The sequence below is a fragment of the Rhizobium sp. 25PS6 genome (assembly GCF_032464655.1).
Classification (GTDB): Bacteria; Pseudomonadota; Alphaproteobacteria; order Rhizobiales; family Rhizobiaceae; genus Rhizobium; species Rhizobium laguerreae.
Genome location: NZ_JAWDIV010000030.1, coordinates 1 through 18,195, shown reverse-complemented (window position 1 = coordinate 18,195; position 18,195 = coordinate 1). Strand labels below are relative to the sequence as shown.

Annotated in this window: 27 protein-coding genes; 11 read left to right on the top strand and 16 right to left on the bottom strand. The window is 60.0% G+C overall.

Annotation, left to right across the window (positions count from 1 at the left end):
• Positions 1-19: 19 nt before the first annotated feature.
• The gene (locus RWK44_RS31795) at positions 20-256 is read right to left on the bottom strand and encodes a spike base protein, RCAP_Rcc01079 family (protein WP_025393657.1); all 237 of its coding nucleotides are present in this window, start codon (positions 254-256) and stop codon (positions 20-22) included.
• 480 nt (positions 257-736) lie between these two features.
• Here RWK44_RS31795 and RWK44_RS31790 point away from each other — a divergent pair, with 480 nt between their 5' ends.
• Positions 737-1,618, top strand: coding sequence for a dienelactone hydrolase family protein (locus RWK44_RS31790; protein WP_221985838.1), 882 nt, complete (start codon positions 737-739; stop codon positions 1,616-1,618).
• A 105-nt stretch (positions 1,619-1,723) separates the two neighbouring features.
• Here the strand turns inward: RWK44_RS31790 and RWK44_RS31785 are convergent, their stop codons facing one another.
• Positions 1,724-2,179: a hypothetical protein gene (locus RWK44_RS31785; RefSeq protein ID WP_221985093.1), complete on the bottom strand. Its 456-nt coding sequence runs from the start codon at positions 2,177-2,179 to the stop codon at positions 1,724-1,726.
• A 114-nt stretch (positions 2,180-2,293) separates the two neighbouring features.
• Positions 2,294-2,779, bottom strand: a complete 486-nt coding sequence (locus RWK44_RS31780) for a hypothetical protein (protein WP_316029940.1) — start codon at positions 2,777-2,779, stop codon at positions 2,294-2,296.
• Between the two features lie 166 nt (positions 2,780-2,945).
• Here RWK44_RS31780 and RWK44_RS31775 point away from each other — a divergent pair, with 166 nt between their 5' ends.
• From RWK44_RS31775 to RWK44_RS31765, 3 genes are read left to right on the top strand one after another with little or no spacing between them, the layout of a single operon-like run.
• Positions 2,946-3,275, top strand: coding sequence for an ArsR/SmtB family transcription factor (locus tag RWK44_RS31775; RefSeq protein ID WP_221985134.1), 330 nt, complete (start codon positions 2,946-2,948; stop codon positions 3,273-3,275).
• Positions 3,272-3,736 (top strand): SRPBCC family protein, encoded by a 465-nt coding sequence (locus RWK44_RS31770; protein WP_316029939.1) that lies wholly within the window; start codon positions 3,272-3,274, stop codon positions 3,734-3,736. The genes RWK44_RS31775 and RWK44_RS31770 overlap by 4 nt, the downstream gene beginning before the upstream one ends.
• A 43-nt stretch (positions 3,737-3,779) precedes the next feature.
• Complete coding sequence (locus tag RWK44_RS31765) at positions 3,780-4,196, top strand: GFA family protein (protein WP_316029938.1); 417 nt, start codon at positions 3,780-3,782, stop codon at positions 4,194-4,196.
• A gap of 188 nt (positions 4,197-4,384) precedes the next feature.
• Here the strand turns inward: RWK44_RS31765 and RWK44_RS31755 are convergent, their stop codons facing one another.
• The 6 genes from RWK44_RS31755 to RWK44_RS31730 form a co-directional block, all read right to left on the bottom strand.
• The gene (locus RWK44_RS31755; RefSeq protein ID WP_025393650.1) at positions 4,385-4,777 is read right to left on the bottom strand and encodes a hypothetical protein; all 393 of its coding nucleotides are present in this window, start codon (positions 4,775-4,777) and stop codon (positions 4,385-4,387) included.
• A gap of 317 nt (positions 4,778-5,094) precedes the next feature.
• The gene (locus RWK44_RS31750) at positions 5,095-5,472 is read right to left on the bottom strand and encodes a DUF983 domain-containing protein (RefSeq protein ID WP_131666534.1); all 378 of its coding nucleotides are present in this window, start codon (positions 5,470-5,472) and stop codon (positions 5,095-5,097) included.
• Between the two features lie 331 nt (positions 5,473-5,803).
• Positions 5,804-6,142, bottom strand: a complete 339-nt coding sequence (locus RWK44_RS31745) for a hypothetical protein (RefSeq protein WP_316029937.1) — start codon at positions 6,140-6,142, stop codon at positions 5,804-5,806.
• 94 nt (positions 6,143-6,236) lie between these two features.
• On the bottom strand, positions 6,237-6,479 hold the full coding sequence (locus RWK44_RS31740; RefSeq protein ID WP_168255244.1) for a hypothetical protein: 243 nt from the start codon (positions 6,477-6,479) through the stop codon (positions 6,237-6,239).
• A complete protein-coding gene (locus RWK44_RS31735) occupies positions 6,466-6,684 on the bottom strand; it encodes a hypothetical protein (protein WP_025393647.1) in 219 nt (72 codons plus the stop codon). The genes RWK44_RS31740 and RWK44_RS31735 overlap by 14 nt, the downstream gene beginning before the upstream one ends.
• A gap of 44 nt (positions 6,685-6,728) precedes the next feature.
• Entirely contained in the window at positions 6,729-7,091 is a 363-nt protein-coding gene (locus RWK44_RS31730; protein ID WP_168255246.1) for a hypothetical protein, read from the bottom strand.
• A gap of 249 nt (positions 7,092-7,340) precedes the next feature.
• On the opposite strand from RWK44_RS31730, the gene RWK44_RS31725 reads away from it, so the two are divergent.
• Both RWK44_RS31725 and RWK44_RS31720 read left to right on the top strand, forming a co-directional pair.
• Positions 7,341-7,541 (top strand): hypothetical protein, encoded by a 201-nt coding sequence (locus tag RWK44_RS31725; protein WP_168255249.1) that lies wholly within the window; start codon positions 7,341-7,343, stop codon positions 7,539-7,541.
• Positions 7,542-7,715: 174 nt separating this feature from the next.
• The gene (locus RWK44_RS31720) at positions 7,716-8,507 is read left to right on the top strand and encodes an aldolase (RefSeq protein WP_316029936.1); all 792 of its coding nucleotides are present in this window, start codon (positions 7,716-7,718) and stop codon (positions 8,505-8,507) included.
• Positions 8,508-8,615: 108 nt separating this feature from the next.
• Here the strand turns inward: RWK44_RS31720 and RWK44_RS31715 are convergent, their stop codons facing one another.
• From RWK44_RS31715 to RWK44_RS31705, 3 genes are read right to left on the bottom strand one after another with little or no spacing between them, the layout of a single operon-like run.
• Entirely contained in the window at positions 8,616-9,089 is a 474-nt protein-coding gene (locus RWK44_RS31715; RefSeq protein ID WP_222000366.1) for a nucleoside deaminase, read from the bottom strand.
• 13 nt (positions 9,090-9,102) lie between these two features.
• Positions 9,103-9,522, bottom strand: a complete 420-nt coding sequence (locus RWK44_RS31710) for a nuclear transport factor 2 family protein (RefSeq protein WP_131666542.1) — start codon at positions 9,520-9,522, stop codon at positions 9,103-9,105.
• On the bottom strand, positions 9,519-9,968 hold the full coding sequence (locus tag RWK44_RS31705; RefSeq protein ID WP_131666543.1) for a VOC family protein: 450 nt from the start codon (positions 9,966-9,968) through the stop codon (positions 9,519-9,521). Before RWK44_RS31705 ends, RWK44_RS31710 begins: the two co-directional genes overlap by 4 nt.
• A gap of 51 nt (positions 9,969-10,019) precedes the next feature.
• Between RWK44_RS31705 and RWK44_RS31700 the strand changes: the two genes are divergently transcribed.
• Positions 10,020-10,622, top strand: a complete 603-nt coding sequence (locus RWK44_RS31700) for a TetR/AcrR family transcriptional regulator (RefSeq protein WP_316029935.1) — start codon at positions 10,020-10,022, stop codon at positions 10,620-10,622.
• Between the two features lie 53 nt (positions 10,623-10,675).
• Here the strand turns inward: RWK44_RS31700 and RWK44_RS31695 are convergent, their stop codons facing one another.
• Complete coding sequence (locus tag RWK44_RS31695; RefSeq protein ID WP_316029934.1) at positions 10,676-10,996, bottom strand: hypothetical protein; 321 nt, start codon at positions 10,994-10,996, stop codon at positions 10,676-10,678.
• Between the two features lie 74 nt (positions 10,997-11,070).
• Positions 11,071-11,790 (bottom strand): SOS response-associated peptidase, encoded by a 720-nt coding sequence (locus RWK44_RS31690; RefSeq protein WP_316029933.1) that lies wholly within the window; start codon positions 11,788-11,790, stop codon positions 11,071-11,073.
• Positions 11,791-11,963: 173 nt separating this feature from the next.
• Between RWK44_RS31690 and RWK44_RS31685 the strand changes: the two genes are divergently transcribed.
• The 3 genes from RWK44_RS31685 (at position 11,964) to RWK44_RS31675 (ending at position 14,070) form a co-directional block, all read left to right on the top strand.
• Positions 11,964-12,554: a TetR/AcrR family transcriptional regulator gene (locus RWK44_RS31685; protein WP_168283697.1), complete on the top strand. Its 591-nt coding sequence runs from the start codon at positions 11,964-11,966 to the stop codon at positions 12,552-12,554.
• Between the two features lie 70 nt (positions 12,555-12,624).
• Entirely contained in the window at positions 12,625-13,254 is a 630-nt protein-coding gene (locus RWK44_RS31680; protein WP_168283696.1) for a hypothetical protein, read from the top strand.
• 237 nt (positions 13,255-13,491) lie between these two features.
• Positions 13,492-14,070: a DUF308 domain-containing protein gene (locus RWK44_RS31675; RefSeq protein WP_246622743.1), complete on the top strand. Its 579-nt coding sequence runs from the start codon at positions 13,492-13,494 to the stop codon at positions 14,068-14,070.
• A gap of 35 nt (positions 14,071-14,105) precedes the next feature.
• On the opposite strand, the gene RWK44_RS31670 is transcribed toward RWK44_RS31675, so the two are convergent.
• Positions 14,106-14,576, bottom strand: coding sequence for a hypothetical protein (locus RWK44_RS31670; protein WP_245503936.1), 471 nt, complete (start codon positions 14,574-14,576; stop codon positions 14,106-14,108).
• Positions 14,577-14,805: 229 nt separating this feature from the next.
• Entirely contained in the window at positions 14,806-15,690 is an 885-nt protein-coding gene (locus RWK44_RS31665) for an abortive infection family protein (protein WP_316029932.1), read from the bottom strand.
• Positions 15,691-16,157: 467 nt separating this feature from the next.
• Between RWK44_RS31665 and RWK44_RS31660 the strand changes: the two genes are divergently transcribed.
• Positions 16,158-18,080, top strand: a complete 1,923-nt coding sequence (locus tag RWK44_RS31660; protein WP_131666549.1) for an adenylate/guanylate cyclase domain-containing protein — start codon at positions 16,158-16,160, stop codon at positions 18,078-18,080.
• Positions 18,081-18,195: the final 115 nt, after the last annotated feature.

Sequence of the window (18,195 nt, the reverse complement as noted above, 5' to 3'; positions counted from 1 at the left end):
TGGCCCGCCTTTGGGAGCTCTAGAACAGCGCGATAATGTTGGAGGCTGTGGTCCCGGTCAGTGCCACGATGGCGGCGTGAACCGGTAGGATGGTCCCGGCCGGCACGTTTCTGAAGATGACCGGATCCATATCCCGGCGCGGCGCAATGGCAACATCGCCAGCCGTGCCGATATAAAGCGCGCGCGCACCGACGATGGCGCTGTCATTCGGCGTCACCACTGCGGCCCGCGAGGCCGGAGCAATCGAAGGGTCCATTATAGTTCTCCTTGGAAGAGGCGCGCGCTACCCGGCCCCGATCCCGATGTGATCGAAGATGGGAGGTCAGGCGGAAGAGGATAGGGGATCAATGATGATCTGGGGAAGCTGGCCGGACGGTGATAGACACACCAATCGAAGGGCGGCGGCGCCTTGATCGACGTCACCTTCTGGATTCAAATTTCGCAGCTTGGATTTACGGTAGTCTTAACTGATTTGCCGGGGGGTGATCAACGGCTAAACGTGGGTCGCGGATTATTTCATGCGCCGGCGGCAAGTCTGCCAAAAACGCATTCCCACCCGACATCACCTCTGAATTCAAATCTCGCAGCTTGGATTTACGGCAGTGATAACGGATGTGCCAGGGGGTGATCAAGCACTTTTGAGCGCAGATCATGCTGCTGTTGGAAATCGACCCAACCGGAGCCAATCGGCGGTAAAACCCCTCACCGCTTTGCGAGCCTTCAGCTCCGGCGTACAATGAGCAGCCTGTTGATCAAACGGTGGAGAAGTTCGGTGAAAACCACGAGACTTTTTCTTTGCCTCGTCGCTTTTCTCAGCGCCACGTTCGCTGAAAACCCGGCTGACGCCGAGGAATTGGTTCACTTCGAAAGCGCGCCCGTCAAGCTCAGCCCGTTTCGAATAAGCAAGGCTAGGGAACAGGGAGAAACTCTTTCTCAACCGCAAGGCACACCACTGCTCGGATATCTATCCCGCCCCCGGGGTGATGGCCCCTTCCCGGCGGTCGTCGTCCTGCATGGATGCGAGGGCATGCGTTTGAGCGTCAAGGAGCTTTGGCCGAAACGACTGATCTCATGGGGCTACGTCGTGCTCGTCGTCGATAGCTTCACCACCCGCAATATCAAGGACACGTGTCAAGGCCACCTCCCCGATCGCGTCTTCGACGCCTATGGCGCTTTGAGTTTCTTGTCGAAACAAAGCTTCGTCGATATCAGGCGCGTTGCCTTGATGGGCTTTTCGACGGGCGGCACGGCGACGCTGGAGGGAACAAAAATCGAAGGCAACGAACAGTTGATGGACCACAAATTCCAGGCAGCGGTTGCCTACTATCCCCGTTGCGCGGCAGCTCAGGGCGATGCGACGGTGCCGATCCTGATCTTGACTGGCGAACGAGACAATTGGAGCCCGGCCGACCGATGCCGGAAGAGGCTTGCCAATCTGAGTGACGATAGCCCCCCGATCGAGCTCAATGTCTACAAGGGTACTTACCACGATTTCGATGCCCCAGAGTTCAAGGTGGGAAGGAAGGTGTTGGGTCACATCGAAAAATACAATCCGGAGGCCGCCGCAAAGTCCATCCGCAGCGTTCGCACATTCCTTCAAAGCTATCTCTCGAACTAAGGCCGATCTCTCAGCCTGTCGCCGGCAATTTGGCGGAAACGCGCCCCTGCCCTCCGTCATCCCAGGCCTCGAGCCTCGGATCCATGCCCGCCGCTCGCGGAGACACTAGCGCAAGAGCATCGCCTTCAGTCGCTGTTGCAAGACAGGAGATTCGACAGCCATTCGAACCTGACTGAGCGCATGGCGCATGGCCGGTGTGAAGGGCAGCCAATGTTGCAGACGAGCCAGCAACTCCTCCGACATCATGTCTTCGAGCGGGCCGGCGCCCAATTGGCCGAGCGCTTTTTCGTGGCTGGGCAATTGGGCTCGATCGATGATGGCGAGCACCCGCTTCAAGACGATCTCGCTCGGATCATGCAGCAAAAGCGTCGACCAATGCCATTCGCCGGGATCTGCGAGATAGGCCTCTACATAGGCTTCAGCGGTAAGCGGTGGCTTTCCAACAGCCGTCATATCCGGCAGCCACGTCAGATCCGATGCAAGCGCGCTCCGGGTGAATGCGTCGACCGCTGGAGCGTCGGCGGTGTGTTTCCCCGAGAGCGGCTTGCTACGGTTTTTCATGGTCGTTTTGGCTTTCTATTTCGACGGCACCCTGCATCAGCATATGACGGAGGGGTAACCGATAGCTTCATCCGCCGAGCATGTCTCCGGCAGAGATCACCACCGGTTGAGTGCCTAGCGTAGCTCACCAAGCACGAGATAGGTTCTTGCTCGCAATCCAATCTTCAAAAAAGCTGCGGATTGACCGTTGGCACAGTCGTGTGGGGCGAAACCCTTCGGCAACATCTCATCGACTGATGAGGAAACCTCATGTTTTGCCAAGACATCAAGGTTCCGAGACCGTTTGAACGGTACAATCTCGATGCCGTCCTTCCCGACCAGCACAAATGCAAAATGGCCCTCATCCGAAACATGCTTGTTCGCCGCGAGATACGTGTTCACTCGGACGGCCAACTCATCTTTGGACGACAATCGATCCTGGTAGGGGTGAAGCAGGCAAACCGCCTGAGCATCAAAGGTCGATAGATTCGAAAATTCCGTGGCTTTGCCAATTGGGATGCTTTCGAGATCGTCGCGATCCAAGGAGCCCGCGTTAGCCGACGGCCCGTAAACAATCGACGCCATCGAAACTAAAAAACCAATCAATCTCATGAAGTTCATCCGAGGTCATTCCTCCTGCGCCGACACTCACGACAACCCTGTGTTGCTGACGTTGTCAACAACAAGGCCCTAGCTTTGAACAGAAGTTTAGCAAAGCCAGAGTGGTACAATGCGAGAAAACAAATTAGCCTTGACTTATCAATTAGCCTACACTATTTATTTCATCATGATCGAAACCACCTCCATCACCGCCGTCATGCGCGCACTTGCCGATCCCACCCGGCGGGCCGTGTTCGAGCAGATCGTCGACTCCGACGAGATCACCGTCGTCGAACTGACGCGGGCAAGCAGCGTCACGCAGGGCGCGATTTCGCAGCATCTGAAGGCCCTGAAACAGGCGGGCCTGGTCACTGAGCGCCCGGAAGGGCGGAAGGTCTATTACCGCGCCGAGCCGGAAGGCCTGGAGCCGCTTGTCGATTGGATGAGCCATTACGGCACCTTCTGGCGCGACCGCTTTGCCAATCTCAGAACATTGCTGAAGGAAATCGATCCATGAACGACGCCGCATTGAAGCATGACACGCAGGAGATCGTGGTCGACGAGGTTTTCCCGCATCGGCCGGAGACGCTCTGGAAAACGCTGACGACGGCCGATCTGATGGGCCGCTGGCTGATGATTCCTACCGGATTCGAGCCCATCGAAGGAAAACACTTTACCTACCAGACGACGCCGGCCGGCGACTGGGACGGCACCATTCACTGCCAGGTGCTGGAGGTGACGCCGAATGAGCGTCTCACCTATGCCTGGAAGGGCGGACATGAGGGCAATGCCGGCTACGGCTCGCCGCTCGACACCGTCGTCACCTTCATCCTGTCCAAGGTCGAGAACGGCACGCGGCTGCGCCTCATCCATTCCGGCTTCGTGCTGCCGAAAAACGAGACCGCCTTCGAGAAGATGGGCGAAGGCTGGAAGAAGGTCGTGAAGAATATCGGCGCCATCGCCGACGAAAAGAACTGAGGCGACCGCCGTCGCCAATACGGCGTTTTATCAGGAGAGAGACATGAGCAAGCCTTACACCGGCGGATGCGCCTGCGGTGCGGTCCACTATGAAATCTCGGCAGAACCGATTGCGATGAACGACTGCCAATGCCGCGACTGCCAGGCAAGCAGCGGCACCGGGCACGGATCCTATCTGACCTTCCCGAGCCGGCAGGCGGTGAAGCTGGAAGGCCAGGCGACGCATTGGCAGATGGTCGCCGACAACGGCAACGTCAAGATCCGCGGTTTCTGCCCCGCCTGCGGCTCGCCGGTCTACATGACCTTCTCCTACATGCCTGACTTTTTCACCATCCACGCCGCAAGCCTCGACGAGCCCGGCCGATACCAGCCGCAGATGGTGACCTACACCGCGCGCGGGCTTGCCTGGGATCAGACCGATCCGGCTGCGCAAAAATTCGAGGGAATGCCGCCGATGTGAGGCGGGGCAACGGCGTGTCAGATTGTGCAATCGACGGTCAGACCACCGCGAGCCTCCTGCGAGCGGATGGTCACCGTTTCACCTTTCGGCATGTAGACAATCTCGCCCGCCCCTGCTCTCGACGGATCACGAATTCTCGGGAAGGCGGTGCCTGCCCCGATCATGTCGTTCGGGCCCAAGGGAAGCACTCAAGGAAAAACGCCGGCCATTTTGAGTTTGTCGCAAAACACCGCTATCGCCTTCGCCACGCCCCCGCCGCAGGGAAACTTGAATGGCCGCGTGGCTTCCTCGGCAAGGATCGGCTGGCCCGTTGCGGCGTCACTGCCGGTGACATACGACCGCAAAAGGATGCCGCAGGCCTCGCCGGCGACATCATCGATCGCCATCTGGACATCGCCGAGATAACCATCGTTGGTGACGTCGATGATAAAGGCCGTGAAATATCTTACGCCGCGACTTCCCGCCACGGCCTTGACCAGACTTGCATGCGCCTCGGAGACATCGATCTCCTTCTCCGGCGGCCATATCACCTCACGCGGATCCCACTCTTCGGCGGCTTCGCCGCTCGGCTGCTGGCGCATGCCCACTCTCCACATCTTCGGTTTTCAGATGGCGGCCGCAGCGCCGATGTTCTTATTATGTTCTCATTGCGGAGTGAGTCAAGACGGATGCTGTTGGCGACAGCATCGCGCCGCATCAATCGGCACATCGGGATCGGTGAGCAGCCGCCCCACCGCCTTCATCGCGGCAGGGACCATCACAATGTCGCCGGCCGATATGCCGAGACTGTCGGGATTTTGGGGCAAGCGAGAGGCGGGTGTGAAAGCGCAGAACGATCACAAGCCGACGATCATCGGCTCGCCTTCGAGAGCCAAGGGATGGACGATGACGGCTGCCCCTAAGACGGGCGGGAAAGCTTTCCCTCCTCGGCCTTGTGATAATATTGGCTTGCCACCAACCAGCCCTTGAGAGGGCGTAAAGGCGGGATGCAGGTGAACAGCATGAAGGGAAGTGTCACCAGCATGTGCACCCACCATGGCGGTTGAAACCTAACTTCGAGCCAGACCGCGAGCAGGACGCTCGGAATACACCCAAAGCAGATGACAAAAAATGCCGGGCCATCGGCAGGATCGGCGAAAGAATAGTCCAGATCGCAGACTTCGCACCTCTTGCGCAGCGTCAGGAAGCCATCGAACAAATGCCCGCGGCCACAGCGCGGGCAGAGCCCGCGTATGCCGGTGCGGATGGGCGGCAATGGGGGCCACTCGGTCGTCATGAGATACCTGCTCGCGATGATGGCAACTTATTCTGCCGAACCGGCAAACGCGACCAATGTTCCCTACGACGCATCCATCATTCTTACCATAGCGGCGCAGGCGCGGTGGCGGCCATCCGGCAACGGCTCGAAAAGGTTCGTTTCAGGTTGGAAGCAATCCAGCGGCGCGATAGCTTTCGATCATCGCACCGAAGAGGGTGCCTCTGGCAGAGGCCGTCCGCCATGTCCGTCAGCCAGGGCTGAGGATGTGCTTCGCGGCCTCCGCTCGCACCCAAAGAACCTGTCTTCTGCCTAGAACAGGAGAAAACCGCTCATACTTTTCGGCATCACGCTAACCGATGTTCTTGTCGGTCGATGGTGTGGTGAGCCCGGCCTGCCACGACACGATCGGCAGCGACCAGAACATCCGCGCAATCGACAGAGACTGGCTCCACAGGATCAATGATAGGCTGGCCGTCGAGAAAGCCGCATTCGCAACATCTGCGGGATCCAGGTGCCAGGTCAGCGCCTTTGCGGATTGATCTGCGGTTTCATGGGCTTCCGTCGAGGGTCCGACATCGCGGCGCAGGTCTTCTACCAAAGTTGCCGCCGCTGCGCGGTCGACGACATTCGTCTCCGGGGTCAAAACCGCCTGCTTTGCCGGCGGGGCGCTCTTGCGATCATCTGACATAGCGTCTTCCTTTGCTGATGGACCTTTCGCTTAAGTCCGTCATCGGCAGAAGGTTGCGTGACAGAAGAATGAAATTCCATGCCGACGAGGCCCGTCAGTCCTGCAGCTCGTCATCGTTCATGCGCTGGGTGATCGCGAAATCCTGCAGCGCCGCCGCCTTTTGCGGTTCCCGATCGGCGTTAGCGATCAGCGCATAGAATGCAGCCCGGACGATCTCCTTCTTCGTCGCCTCCGGATGCGCTTTTCGCACTGCTTTGATGAGTTGTTTGGGTGTGATATCGGACCGTGTCTCCTTGAGGATCGCCTCGCCCAGTTCTTTAAGATCACTCTCCTTCATCGCTGCTCCTTCTCTCTTTGGTGGCGTCACCACCGAAGACCAGATGACGAACTTCGTCAATTCCCACAGCAAGCCCTCTGGCGGCCCCTGAGGCAACCAGTTCTGCGGCGATGAGCGGGTGCTTGCGAAGGAGCTTTCCGATCATTTTCGCTGTGGCGGCCGCTTTGGCCTGCTCCAGCACCCCGCCCGCGGCACGATTGCGCATCAGTGTTTCCAGCCGCCGGTTCTTCTTCCTGGGCGGCGCCGTGGCTAGTGCACGACGGCGCCCTTCCGAGGGTTTTCGTCTGCCTGTTTCTTGAATTTCTTCGGCAACATGTCGCCAGCCGCATCGCGCACGACGTCGACTGCGGCGTCGGATGCACGATAGAAGGCCTCTCCAACTAGGCCCAGTGCCTTGGCGCCCGTACGCCCCGTGGTCTTTGCGGCGTCCGCGACGTCCTTGCGGTCCTCGACAAGAACAGCCGCTGCCGCACCCGCGCCAGCAACCAAGGCCTTGGCGAGGACATCGCGTCCCGCCTTGTTGGCGAGCATGCCCTTCAGAATCGGATTCTTGCGAATTGCCTTCGGGATCTTATATGCGCCGACCTTTTTCGGAATCTTCAGTTTTGCCATGATGCGTTCCTTTCGAGCAGGAGAAACTTCCACGACGCCCGCTAAGTTCCTGCTCGAATTCACCGCCGATCGAATTGCCGTTTATGCGCCTTGTCGACCTCGCCGAATCGTTGCCGGAGACGGCTGGCCGACGATCTGTTTCTCCGCTCATTGGGGAGCCACCAGACTCCATTCTGACCGCTCCGTCAGGGTTTGGTTCCGAGCCTCTTCTGTGGCACACTCGCAGCCACGATAATTGGCGAGTTCATCATGACTTCAGAACGTTTCTCCGAGTGCCTGCTGACGCCAATCAACATTGCCTCGGCGCTGCAATGCGAGCTGTCTTGGATTGAAGCGCTGGAGGCCGGAAACGAAGAGATCCCGGCCGGTTTAGCGACCTGGCTCGAGACACTGGCGCAAGCCCATGAGGCGCTCCCTCCGCCGCCGACTTACCGCGGTCGGAGGGCATAGGAGTAAACAGCAGCGATTACCCGGCCGTGATGATCGACGATCTGCCAGCGTACTCACCCAAAATGTGCAGATGACGCGAACCATGTTTGTCTCCAGCCGGCTTGATGCGAGGCTGATCCGGGCGTAATCCAGAAGGCATCCACCTTCTCCTTCGAACCAATCTGAAACGACCTCATGGCGCACTCCCTCAATACAGCTCCAACGCCCGCCGGCGGCCCCAACCAGCCGAAACTTGATACGGACGACATCTGGCAGGCCCGCATCGATCTTGCGGCCTGCTTCCGGATGGCGGCAAGGCTCGGCATGGAGGAAGGGATCTGCAACCACTTCTCGGTCGTCGTTCCAGGCTATGACGACCTGTTCATCGTCAACCCTTACGGCTACGCTTTCGCCGAACTGACGGCATCGATGCTGTTGATCTGCGACTTTCACGGCAATGTGGTGTCGGGCAGCGGACAGCCTGAGGCCACCGTTTTTTACATCCACGCCAGGATTCACAAGAACATTCCCCGCGCCAAGGCGGCATTCCACACCCATATGCCATATGCCACCGCCCTTTCGATGACGGAGGGCGATCCCCTGATCTTTGCCGGGCAGACCGCCTTGAAATTTTATGGACGCACGGCCGTCGACCGCAACTATAACGGCCTGGCGCTCGACGCGCGCGAAGGCGATCGCATCGCGGCCGCTATCGGCGATGCCGACATCGTCTTCATGAAGCACCACGGCGTCATGGTCTGCGCACCCAATATCGCCGAAGCCTGGGACGACCTCTATTACCTCGAGCGCGCCTGCGAAGTGCAGGCGCTCGCGCTGTCGACCGGACGTGAAGTCCTTGCCGTCGCGCCTGAGATCGCCGAAGCGGCGTACCGGCAAATGCGCGAAGGAGACCCGGAATCGGCCAGGCTCCATCTGGAATCGGTGAAGCGCGCGCTCGATCGCAGCGAGCCGGAATACAGGCGCTGAACCGCAGACCGCGTCCTACGCGTGCGCGGCCGCCAGACATCCGTGCAGCGATCACTTGATAGCGGGCGTTGCGGGAGATAGCTGCCCTCGGATTATCGCCGGCAACCTCTAAGCCTTGCCCAGATGCTTCGGCCAGAATTCCTGATGAACTTTGGCGGCTTCTTCTTCGAGGTTCGTCGGGCCAACCACGGTGACATTGCGCGCGCCGGTTTGCAGCACCGCCCGGCTCGGCACGTTCAACCCGATCCCGGCGATCTCGCCAAGCCGTGTTTCGGAGCACGCAAACACCATGCGCCCGATGCCCGACCAGTAGATTGCCCCGGAGCACATGGCGCAGGGCTCCGTGCTGGTGTAGAGCGTGCAGTCGGCGAGAAAAGCAGCGTCGTAGTGCTGCGCCGCCAGTTTGACCAGGTTCATTTCGGCGTGGTTGGTCATATCGTGGCCGCTGAAAACGCTGTTTTCGGCGCGCAGGATGACTTCGCCGGCCTTCACCAGCACAGAGCCAAACGGTTCGCCGCCGTGTTCCAGCGCGGATTTCGAGAGTGCAATCGCCTCGCGTAAAAACGGCTCGTGGTTTTCCATCAGAGTCCCCCAGCTAGAGCGGGATGATCTTGTCTTGAATCGAAGGGATTTCCAAGGGGCTGCAAACAGGGGTGAGGTGGGTCAGTACGCACCGCCACCTTTCACCCTGCCGGTGATAGACGTCGGTGATCCATTCGTCGGCTGATATCGGTTCGCCACGGAACATGCCGGTGTTCTGTCCGCGACCGGTAACCGTGGCGACATTGCCGAGCAGATGGACGTGATGCGTCGTCTTGGTCATCGTGTCATGGCTCAGGACACCGGATCCGATCGCCGAAAGAATAGCCTGTGCAGGGATCGGGCCACGCTCAGGCGTCACCAGCACCCAGTCCTTCGTGATGCAGGCGGCGATCTGGGTGGGATCGTTGGACACCATCGCCGCGTTGAAGGCGCGCTCAGCCTCCTGGAGCGCTTCAAGGGCTGCGGCACTCACGCCGACATATCCTCGTTCCAGCGGCGTTGCATCTCCTCAGGCGTGACCTGCTCGATGGTTTGCGACAACATCCAGCGATGACCGAAGGGATCAAGCACCTGCGCCACCCGCTCGCCGAAACTCTGGTCGGTCGCCGGGCGCAGCATCGTCGCCCCGGCCGACAGCGCCTGCGCCAGTGCTTCGTCGGTCGACATCGTGTCCATGTGGAAGGTCACCGGCGAGCCTCCGACGGTATCGGGAGAGAGGGCGCCGAAGTCCGGATATTCGTCTGCCAACATCATCAGCGTCTCTCCGAAACGCAGCTCGGCATGCCCGATCCGCCCGTCCGAAGGATCGGTCATGCGGAAGACCTCCGTGGCGCCGAAAGCCTCCTTGTAGAAGTCGATAGCCCGTGCCGCATCCTTGACGATGAAGTAGGCGCTCACTTTTCGGGCAAAACTCGGCATGGGTGATCCTCCTTGACTGGGTCTTATATTAACGTTACGTATCGTAAAGATATGAGTCAAGAAAATAACGCAACACCGAAGAAACGAGGGCGGCCGCCAAGCGCCGCCGCGCAGAGGCGCGCCTTGGAGGCCGCCCATGAAATCCTGATGGCCGAAGGTTTTGGCCGCATGACGATCGAAGCCGTGGCGGCGCGCTCCGGTGTCGGCAAGCCGACGATCTACCGCTCCTGGGCCAATGCGCAGGAACTGGCGATGGCCGCTCTTCTGGTCAACCGGCTACCGGAAGCGGAGGTTGGAGGGGGCACGGCGCAGGCGGCTCTCGGCGCGCAGATGAGCGGACTGGTGACTGCCTTTGCGAGCACGCGCGGGCGGCAGATCACCATGGCACTTGCGGCCGCCGACCCGGAAAGCGAATTCACCAAGGCCTTCCGCAAACAGGTGATCCTGTCGAGCCGCAACGCAGGGCGTGTCATCCTGGAGGAGGCTCTGGCTCGGCGAGAGATCGTTCCGCCGCTTGATATGGAGGCGCTGCTCGACATGATCTACGGACCGGTCTTCTTCCGGCTGCTGGTCGGCCATCGCCCTGTCTCGCCGGAGTTCGGCGATGCGATCGTCAGGACCGCGTTGCGGGCCGTTGCACCGTCGGGCGCGTGAGACCCTCACGTCGCGATCGGCGAAGCCGACATCACGCCTGCCTGCTTCAATGCTCATGGGTGCGCCGTCCTCCGTTTCCCGCTCTTGATGCTCTCGTAGATCATTTCCAGCCGCCTCGAGGCAACATAGGCACTGTCCTCGTATCCGGCTGACGGCCAATCCAATCGATGGCTGCCGTCAGCCGCCACAATCCAGAACCATCGGCTATCGATCCCTCCGCCTGCCTGTGGCCGGAATATCCTTCCGATCTGGGTATCGCCGTCAAAAGCGACGTAATCGTCGCCGGGTTTTTCTTTCCAGGCGTGCCGCCATTTGTATTTGATTTCTCGGCCGCTGACATGTTCCCACGATTTCCAGGTGATTTGTTCTGGCATGCGTCGTCCTGTCCTCTCGCGAGGTTCTCTTTGACCGCATGGTTGGTGGATGGCTCCCGCCCGAGCCGGTGAATTCAGATCAGCGTCGGTTCCGGATCGGGGTCGATCGGATCGATAATGTCAGCCGTGTCATTCTTCGGCGAACCCACATTGCGGCCGATCGGCCACATAGTCATCAGTTCCGCCGGGAACGGCTTCATCAGGTCGTTCGGATCGGGTTCCGGCGATAGCCAGCGTTCATAATCCTCACGATGCAGGATGACCGGCATCCGATCATGGATCTGCGCCATCATCTCATTCGGCTCGCAGGTCACGATTGCGAAGTTTCTGATGTCTACGCCTTCCGGGCTGCGCCAAATCTCCCAGATGCCGGCGAGCGCAAAGGGCGAGCCGTCGGCCATGGCGATCGCATAGGGCTGCTTGTTCTTGCCGGTGCCGAAGATATCCTTCCACTCGAAGAAGCCGTTGATCGGCACCAGGCAACGGCGCGACCTGTAGGCCGAGCGGAACAGGCCGTTGGTACTGATGCCCTCGCAGCGCGCATTGATCGGTGGCGGCCGCCCACCCGGCTTCATCCATGCCGGCATTAGACCCCAGCGCGCCGAGGCGAATACCGGCCCCATGATGTCAGGCTCGCGGACCATATCGCGAATGATGATTGGATAATCCAGCGTCGGCGCGCCGTTGTAGAGTGGAAATCGGTTTCCGAGCGCATCGATCGCGCCTCGCTCTGCGAAGGCGAAATTGCGCACCAACTCCTCAAGCGAGGTCTTGATATAGACGCGGCCGCACATCCAGAACTCCATCCCCACATATTAGGTGTTCTGATTATGTTCTGGTGGTTCGAGGCGAGTCAAGGCTGGTCACTACAACCGATGCCGCCATCACGGTGACCGCCTCGACGACGGCCGACAGCAGAAAACCGCATTTTGCTTGACAGCCTTCCTACTGGAAGGTAGATGGCTTTATGAGCAATCTTTTGACGACGTCCGACGAGATCCTGGCCTCCGCCCGAACCCTGATCATGACCGGAGGCTATAACGGCTTCAGCTATGCCGACATTGCTGCCGTCGTCGGGATCCGCAAGGCCAGCATCCATCACCATTTCCCCAGCAAGACCGATCTGGTGCGCACGCTTGTGGTGCGATATCGCGAAGATGCCGAGGCGGGTATCGCGGGCCTGGAGCAGCGGGTGCAGGATCCCCTGGCGCTTCTCCAATCCTATGCAGGCCACTGGGCCCAGTGCATCGAGGACGCCAGCCGGCCGTTTTGCGTCTGCGCCCTGCTTGCGAGCGAACTGCCGGCACTGCCGCCGGAGGTCGCAGCCGAGGTCAAGGCTTTCTTCCGCTTTGCCTCGGCATGGCTGACCTCGGTGATGGAACGAGGCGTTCAGGACGGGAGTTTGAAACTGTCGAGCGAACCGCGCGTCGAGGCTGAAGCCTTCATGGCCTCCGTCCATGGCGCCATGCTCTCAGCCCGGGCCTACGGGACTCCGGAGGTCTTCGCCACCATTCTGGCTCCCACCTTGCAGCGGCTCACGCCAACCGCTGCTCGATAGAGCTCCGGACGGAATATACGCCCGAAGCAACAACCACGACAGAAAACTACCAACTAGTAGGAAGACAAACATGTTCAAGTCCATTCTTCCCGCTCTCGCGTTTGGGCTCAGCGCAATCGCGTCGGCGGCCCTTCCAGCGGCGCCCGCCCATGCCGAAGACCAGAAGGCCGAGCAGGTCCATTTCAGGGGCAGCATCGTCGCCTATAGCGGCTCCGCCCTCAAGGTAAAGACCCGCGAGGGAGAGACCGTCGATGTCACCCTTGCCGACGGCTGGAAACTGGCGAGCGTTGCCAATGCTGCGGTCACCGACATCAAGCCGGGCGACTTCGTCGGCATCGCATCCCTGCCGAGTGAAGGCGGCGGCGACGGCGCGCTTGAGGTGCTGATCTTCCCGCCGGCGATGAAAGGTGCCGGTGAAGGCAGCTACGGCTGGGACCTCAAGCCCAACAGCAGCATGACCAATGCGACCGTGGCCGACGCCGTCAAGGGCGTCGATGGCCGCACCGTCACCGTCTCCTATCACGGCAAGGAAAAGAAGATCGCCATTCCGGACGGCACGCCGGTCGTGACCATCGCTCCGGCCACCAAGGACGATCTCGTTCCCGGCGCCGTCGTCTTCATCCCCGCCGAGAAGGCTGCCTCGGGGGCCCTCGCCCATCAGGTGCTTGTCGGGAAAAATGGCGTGGTCCCGCCGATGTGACCACATCGTCGCCGGTCGGCTGGGCCGCCCCCGGTTCGACCGGCGATTTACCAGGGAATGCCGTCTGACCGGCAGGCGATGGACTCGAATGACGAAAGACGTCGTCTCGACAGCAGCCCGGCGATGCTCGGGCGGTTCCGGCAAACCCAGAAAATCCAATCTCGATGACGGACGCCGCCGCTGATGACGGTGAGCCGCCCCTATCAGACCAACACCATCACACACAGGAAAGAGATCATGATGACCACCGATCAAACCACCGTCGCGTCTGGCGACAGGGAAGAGTGGCTGACGCGCTATTACTTCACGCGCGCAGCCTTTTCCGCCATCTGGGTCGCCACAGCCTTGACGGCCGGCCGCCAGTCGCTCGCCGTCGCGGCCGCCTTGCTGATCCTCTACCCGGCCTGGGATGCCGCCGCCAACCTCATCGATGCAGCACGAAACGGCGGCCTGGCAAACAACCGCAGCCAGGCGATCAACGTCGCCGTCAGCGCGGTGACGACAGCGGCCGTGGTCGTCGCCCTGACGATGAGCATGAACTGGGTTCTCGGCGTCTTCGGCTTCTGGGCGATCTTTTCCGGCCTGCTGCAGCTTGGAACCGCCGTCCGGCGATGGAAGACCGATGGCGGCCAGTGGGCGATGATCCTCAGCGGCGGCCAATCCGCGGTGGCAGGCGCCTTCTTCATCGCCCAGGCGCAAATGCCGGAAGCACCGTCCATCGCCAACATCGCCGGCTATGCCGGCCTCGGCGCCTTCTATTTCCTGGTCTCGGCCGTCTGGCGAAGCGTCACGCAGATGCGGCGGAAGCGGGCCTGAGGCGGCGGGCGCCAATCGCGATGTGACACCGTCGATCAGCGGGGAGCAACTGCCCCGTCGGGGAATTTGTGATAGTTGCAGGCGTTCATCGAAAACAACGCCACATCGTCACCGATTTCGCGGCGCGAAAGCTCCCATTCGAAGGTGTCACGGCCATCGAAACCGTAAGATAACGCCATCATGGTCAGTTCCCCGAAAGGCCCTGGGGGATACACGGCACCGTACACAGTCGCCTCCTTTCCCGGGAATTTGCCTTTGATAACTCTCTTGATCTCCAGATCTGCCCTTATCCACCGCGTCGGAGAGTCTTCTGTCCCTAGGAAACCGGATTCGCCGATCGACAGCGATTTCACGCGCGCCTCAACCACGATCTCCGCTTTCGCCAGCAGTTCTTCCTGAGGAGGGCATCGCGGCAATCCGGCTGCTGGCGTCAGATCCATAACCAACAGAGCAAAAATTGCTGTGAAGCACAGTCGCATATGCGGGTTCAGGAGTGCCTTCGGCATCGGTGTCTTTCCTTCGGCATCGGTGTCTTTCCTTATGCATAGGCGTGTCTATTTCGCCTCGATTGCGCGAGGCTGAAACGGACTTCCCCATCCGATCGCATAAACCGCCGCCTTATCCCTAAACCTTGCGGAGCCCCGAAAAGACGCAGCTTTCCGTCATCGGCCACGCCCTCGGAGGCTTGGTCATCCCAAGGGCAGCCCGGCAAATGGCGAGCTTGAAAGTTCCAGTTTACTTTTCAGACTTTGGTAAATCCCTGCCCGGAAATCTCAACTGCCAGGTCTCGATCAGGAACACCGCGACAGCGCTGGCCGAATGAATGGCGAGCCTCGCAATTCTGGGATCCACTCTCTTGAAGCCCCGCTCCCTACCATGAGCGTCGCCACCATGGGTCCGAAGTGCGCCGATTCCCTGCACCGCGTTGACAAGGCCAGAGAGCACAGCACGAACATCCGCAGAGATCTCGTCTGCCACACCTTCCTTTGTTGGCGAGAGTCCCAAGGGTTCTCGGACCGCCTTATAGACTCCGGCCAAATCCAGCTTTTTGGGGAACTCCACTTTCAATTCGACTAAGATCGATCGGCAGACGCTCTCGACCAAAGAGCAAGCCGCTGTGATTGCATCTTCCGGGTCATCCACTACACCCTTCTTTGCACGCTCAAGGTCTCTGTTCACGGTATCAAAATCGATCTTAGTCCCAGCAGTTATGAGATTCGCGATCGAACCCGCCTCGGTGAAAGCGCAAAGGCGAACCTTTCGCCCCTCTCTAACAAGCTGGAGACCATCGTGCTCCAAGCGGCGGTTCAAATACTCCATGACGCCCTCATGCCTCTCTGGCCGCTCGATGAAATCACGAGGGTCGGCAGCCTTCTCTATGAGGCGCTCAAGAGCGGCGTTGTCGTCCTTGAACCCCGCTAAAGTTGAAATGGCCTGTCGGGTTGCAATATGGCGACTGCCCGCATCCAGATTGAAACGAACCTGGCAGGAGGCGAACCATTGTTCCAACTCCCATCCCCGCCGATAAAGCCCTATGGGTTCGTTGGGATCTGAGGCAGAGCCGCCACTGATTACCTGCGCGAGCGCCTCGATCGTATGTTCCGACAGCTCAATCCACATTTGCGCCCCCGACGAGTTGCTGCCTCTACCCAGCGGGCGATATAATCACCTCCCTGACGGTATTGCTATGCCCGCCACCGGCGACAGATAACTGCAATCGATTTCTTCAATCTGGAACGTTGAAAACCTCTCGAAGACAAGTGAACGGCACTCAAAGATAGGAGAACCGGGCCCGAATTTTGCCGAGGACATCTGCCAGTTCGGCAAAGTCATCCCCTGCTCAACACAGCCCTACCATAGTCGTCTTCATTACCCGAATACGGCGGATCGAAGTAAAACGTCGACTGATAGTTTTGCCGCCCATTTGGTTGTCGAAACCCGCCCTCACCCTCCGTCATCCCAGCCGAGACGCGCAGCGGCGGTGTGACCGCACTCACCGCCTTGTGTAAGTTTTCAAAAAGCAGTTAGCTGCCATCGTTGGCTATGCCTCGTGTGCTGAGACGTGTCCGCATTTCGGGGGAAATCTCGTGCACTGGTCCAAACCGCTCAGACTGCATCTCGGCGTCCTGGTCGTCGCATCGCTGCTTTGCACCTCGACGCCGATCATCTGGCTGGCGTTCAGGCAAGGAAGCGATGCTGCCGTCAGTGCGGGCGTGCAGCAGATGCGCGAGATGAGCCTGCGGCTGATCGAGGGGTACCGCAATACGCTGCAGGGCGGCACCGAGGCGGTGGCACTGGCATCGACCCTGCCGCTGCTCGCCTCCCCGCCGCCCCAGGATATCACGGCGAAACAGCAATTCTTTCTGGAGGTTCTCAGAAACGTCCCCAACGCGACGAGCGTCTACACGGGCTATCCTGACGGCTCGTATCTGCAGGTCATCAACACGCAAAGGCAGGATGTCCACCGGATCCTTGCAGCACCCGATGGCACGGCTTTCGCGATCCGCACGATAGCACGCAGACAGGGGCCGGACGTCATATCGACGTTTCGCTTCCTCGACCGCCAGGCAAGGCCGATCGCCGAGCGTGACGTCGACTATGCATCATTCGATCCGCGGCAACGCCCCTGGTACCAATTCGTCATCCAGCACAGCGAGGAAGTATCCGTCGGACCGTATGTTGCAGGAACGCTGCGGCTCCCAACGCTGACGATCGCAGCACCGATGAGAGACGACGATCAGGTTGTCGTCGGCATCAACATCCACCTGATGACTGTCAGCCGGCTGCTGGATGCGCAGGAGATTTCGCCGCGGGCGCGCGCCTACATCATCGATGACGCCGATGATCTGATCGCCCATTCCGACCCGGCAATCATGAACAGGCTTCTCGACGTATGGTCGAAAAATGCCGATGGCGCCGTTGCCGTCGATACGACGAAAGACAGTTACGACACGAGCCTCGAAACGGTGGCGAGGCTCAGGCGGGATCCGGCCTTTGCAAGCGGCGGCGTGGTGCGGATCGATCTCGATGGCGAACGCCAGATCCTGCAGATCGCCCCCGTCGGTGTGTCCGGTCTGTTCAAGGGAAGCGTCGCCGCAATCGTCGTGCCCCTGGAAGATCTGGTGGCGGAGGCCGATCGGCTGCTGATGCACAATCTCCTGATTGCGGCCGCCTTCCTGATCGCGGGTGTCGCTGCCTCGGTGATGCTCTCGCGCATGGTCAGCCGCTCCCTTTATCGGCTGGCCGACGAGGCGCGCAGGATCGGCGATCTCGACGTCGGCGAGAAAGGTGTCTCCCACTCCTTTATATCGGAGATCAACACGCTGGCGGGCGCGCTGGCGGCAAGCCGCCATGCCATCAGCCAGTTTGCCCTCTATGTTCCGCGTGAAGTCGTCAGGCGGATCGTCAATCCCGAAGGGCGAGCGGTCGCCAAGGCGCAGCGACAGGATGTGACGGTGCTCTTCACCGACATCAGAGACTTCACCACCATATCCGAGCAGCATTCGCCCGAGGACGTGGTCGATATGCTGTCAGCCTATTTCGAACTGTTAAACACGATCGCCGAACGCAATGGCGGCACTGTCGTGCAATATCTCGGCGATTCCATTTTCGTCATGTGGAACGCCCCTGTTCCAGATGCCAGACATGCCGAAAACGGCTGCCGATGCGCGCTTGCCATGAAAGCGGCGATCGACGAATTGAATGAAGCCAACCGCCGGAATGGCCGTCCCGCGCTCATCACCCGATTTGGATTGCACACCGGCCCGGCGGTCGTCGGCAGTTTCGGCGCGATTTCCAGGCAGCAATACACGGCCATGGGCGACACGATCAACGTCGCCTCGCGGCTGGAAGGATTGAACAAGGAATTCAATACCTCGATCCTGGTCAGCGCCGCCATCCACGACGCTGTCGCCGATCGCTTCGACCTTCGCCCGCTTGGCCTGGTGCCGGTCAAGGGGCGCGCCGAGAAGGTCGATTTATGGGAGTTGGTTGGGGAAAGCGGCGGCTAACGGATAGAATCTGACGCTTAGTATTCGCGGAAGTCTCCGTCCCGGTCGTGGAAGCGTTCCAACCCCGCCCAGAAGCAGAAATTCCGACCCGCCGGCGAAATCGACGCCTCAACCT